The organism is Armatimonas sp. (assembly GCF_043760365.1).
Lineage (GTDB): Bacteria > Armatimonadota > Armatimonadia > Armatimonadales > Armatimonadaceae > Armatimonas.
Genome location: NZ_JAYUPA010000993.1, coordinates 1 through 2,707 on the forward strand (window position 1 = coordinate 1; position 2,707 = coordinate 2,707).

Consider the following 2,707-nt stretch of genomic DNA (forward strand, 5'->3'; position numbering starts at 1 on the left):
GTCTCGATAACTTGCTCGTAGGGCATCGCGAACGCAGTGGCGGCGATCTCTCCGGCAGCGGCAAAGAGAATATTCTGGTACTGGAACTTCTCCCCGAGCTTGGCCGTGGGCTTCGCTTGTCCGACCGCCTGGATCAGCTCTTTTCGGCTGAGCGTGCCCTCGGCAGCCAGCATCATAAAGTCCGTACGCGGCAGGCCCGAGCGGTGGCAGAGCAAGTCGGAGACGGTGATCTGTGTGCTGGCTTCCGGGTCGCGGAGCTGAAAGTAGGGCAGGTAAGTGATGGGCCGCTCCGTGAGCTTGACTTTTCCGGCATCCACAGCCATCAGCACCGAAGCGGCGGTGAAGGCTTTTGTGGACGAGCCAATACAGTAGAGCGTCTCCGGCGTCGCCGGGAGCTTCTTGGCCACATCGCGCAGACCAAAGCCGTGCGTGTAGACTAGCTTGCCGTCTTTGAGCACCGCGAGCGAGAGGCCCGGAATTTTGAACTTTATCCGCGCTGCCTCCACCTCTTTTTCCAGAGCCGAAAATTCTGAGATTTGCGTGGGCTGAGCAGAGGCGAGCGCGGGGAGAGTGAGCGCGAGAAGCGTGGCGAGAAAAATGCGTTTCATCGCCTTTAAGAGCACGCTCAGTGGTTTTTAGTTACAGAGGCTACTTTGGACGCAAAAGTAACACGGAGTACGGTGAGCTGAGAGCGTGACGGAACGACACGCTGCCGGTAATAAGCCGCTCCGCGAGGCTATGACCATGTGCGCCGAGAATAAGGAGATCCGCGTGGGTCTCGGCCATCGTGTCGGCGATGGCGGTGTCTATGGGCTTGTCTACGACGCGGGACTGCATCACGGGCGCGGACTCACCAAACACGGCATCGAGCCGTGCAATCGTGTCGGCGTTGCGGCTCATCAGCCCGTGCTCAATCTGCTCGCCCGCCACGGCTCCCGCCTCGCCCTGAGCCAGAAGCTGCTCGCGCAGGGCGGCAATCGGAAAGGCAGTAAGAACTGTCATCTCCGAAACCCCGCGTGGAAAGAGCTCCCCCAGAAGCGCGGCGCACTTGTCGGCGTAGGGTGAGTGGTCCGTGGCAAAAACAGCATGTAACGGCCTATCGAGTAGTGCCGGGCGCGCAAGCAAAAGGCTCTCTTTCGCCCCCAGCACGGCGGCGCGGGCGACACTACCAACAAAAGCGCTCTTCCAGACCGGATCGTGTGAGGCATTGAGGGCCAGAAGCTTTGCTCCCGAGCGCTCCGCCGCTGTCAGGAGCGTGTGCGACGGGCTACCGTTTACAATCGTCTCCGTCGTCGGGTAGACAGCCCGTAGCTCATCGGCGACATGAGCCACCACCTGCCCCGCATCGGGCCACTCATGGGTCTCGTAGTACGACGCGGCGAGCCCCGAGAGCACGGGAAGTAGCTCACCGCCGGGGAAGACCGGGGGGGCGACGATATGCACCACTTCAACCGCGCTGCCCACAAACGCGAGCCGCTTCAGCAATGAGACCACCGGCGCATTGGCCTCCGGCATCCGACTATCCACACCCAGAACGATTTTCATAGCCCTATCTTAGGGGCAATATGTCTCCCTTGGCTCAGCGCTTCGGCAGATTTGAAGTACAATAATTGCATGGTCTCCATTTCGGTTCGCTACGAAGGCAATAAAAAGTGCCACCTAATACACCAGGAAGGCATGGCCCTCACCACGGATGCCCCCAAAGACCTCGGTGGGGACGCATCCGCGTTCTCTCCCACGGATTTAATCGCGGCGGGGCTGGCCTCTTGCATTCTGACCACGATTGGGATGTGGGGCGAGCGCCATCAGTTGGATCTGAGCGGGATGAGCGCCATAGTGGAAAAAGAGATGAACACGCCTCCCCGACGCATCGGGCGGCTCCCCGTGACAATCACTGTACCCGCCGCCGCAGTCCCCGAAGCGCTGCGTGCTCGTTTGGAGGGGATCGGCCATAGCTGCCCCGTGCATGCCAGCCTCCACCCGGAGATTGATGCGCCAATAATTTACCAATACGTGTGAAATCTGTGAACCAAAACACACTTTGAATTGTCTCTAGGAATTATGATGAAAACGCTAGCCCTTGCCTTGACAGTCCCCTCGGTTCTGGTAGCCGCCGCTCTTGCCTTACCGCACAAGGCAGAAGCCCCTCTCGTGGGCACGCGCCTGCCCGACTTCCGCACGACCACGCTGGAGGGCAAAGACTTCCACTTCTATGGACTTGCCGGAAAAAAGGCGGTCGTTTTTTACTTTCTGGGAGCCGACTGCCCTATTGCTAAGCTCTCTTTGCCCAAGCTGGCGACACTGGCAAAGAAGTACGAAGCTAAGGGAGTGGCGTTTGTTGGCATCAACCCCAACGGCAGCGAGACCACTGCGCAGACTCTGACGGCAGCCAAAGCAGCAGGGGTGACTTTCCCAATTATTGCCGACCGCCAGCAGAAGTTCGCGGACTTTGCAAAGGTAACCCGGACATGCGAAGCACTTATCGTGGATGATAAAGCCACTCTTCGCTACCGTGGCAGTGTCGACGATCAGTATGGCCTGGGGAGCCGCAAGCCCAAGGCGAGCAAGAACTACCTCACCGACACGCTGGATGCGCTTCTGGCAGGCAAGCCCGTCGCGACAACCAGCTCTGAAGTGCCCGGCTGCCTGCTGGATCGCAACCAGCCCGAGCCCCCCGCGGATGCGGAGCCTGAGCCTATTCCAGCAC

General features: G+C 59.8%; 4 protein-coding genes. 2 read left to right on the top strand and 2 right to left on the bottom strand.

Translation table 11 applies throughout. The annotated features are described in order from the left end of the window. Together ACH2EH_RS25075 and ACH2EH_RS25080 are read right to left on the bottom strand one after the other, a co-directional pair. A partial coding sequence (locus tag ACH2EH_RS25075) for a serine hydrolase domain-containing protein (RefSeq protein WP_395146129.1) occupies window positions 1-608 on the bottom strand: 608 nt, incomplete at its 3' end. A gap of 40 nt (window positions 609-648) precedes the next feature. Further along, the gene (locus ACH2EH_RS25080) at window positions 649-1,545 is read right to left on the bottom strand and encodes a universal stress protein (protein WP_395146131.1); all 897 of its coding nucleotides are present in this window, start codon (window positions 1,543-1,545) and stop codon (window positions 649-651) included. Window positions 1,546-1,614: 69 nt separating this feature from the next. On the opposite strand from ACH2EH_RS25080, the gene ACH2EH_RS25085 reads away from it, so the two are divergent. Both ACH2EH_RS25085 and ACH2EH_RS25090 read left to right on the top strand, forming a co-directional pair. Continuing rightward, a complete protein-coding gene (locus ACH2EH_RS25085; RefSeq protein ID WP_395146132.1) occupies window positions 1,615-2,019 on the top strand; it encodes an OsmC family protein in 405 nt (134 codons plus the stop codon). Window positions 2,020-2,061: 42 nt separating this feature from the next. Further along, window positions 2,062-2,707: redoxin family protein (locus tag ACH2EH_RS25090; RefSeq protein ID WP_395146134.1), on the top strand; the 646-nt coding region annotated here is incomplete at its 3' end.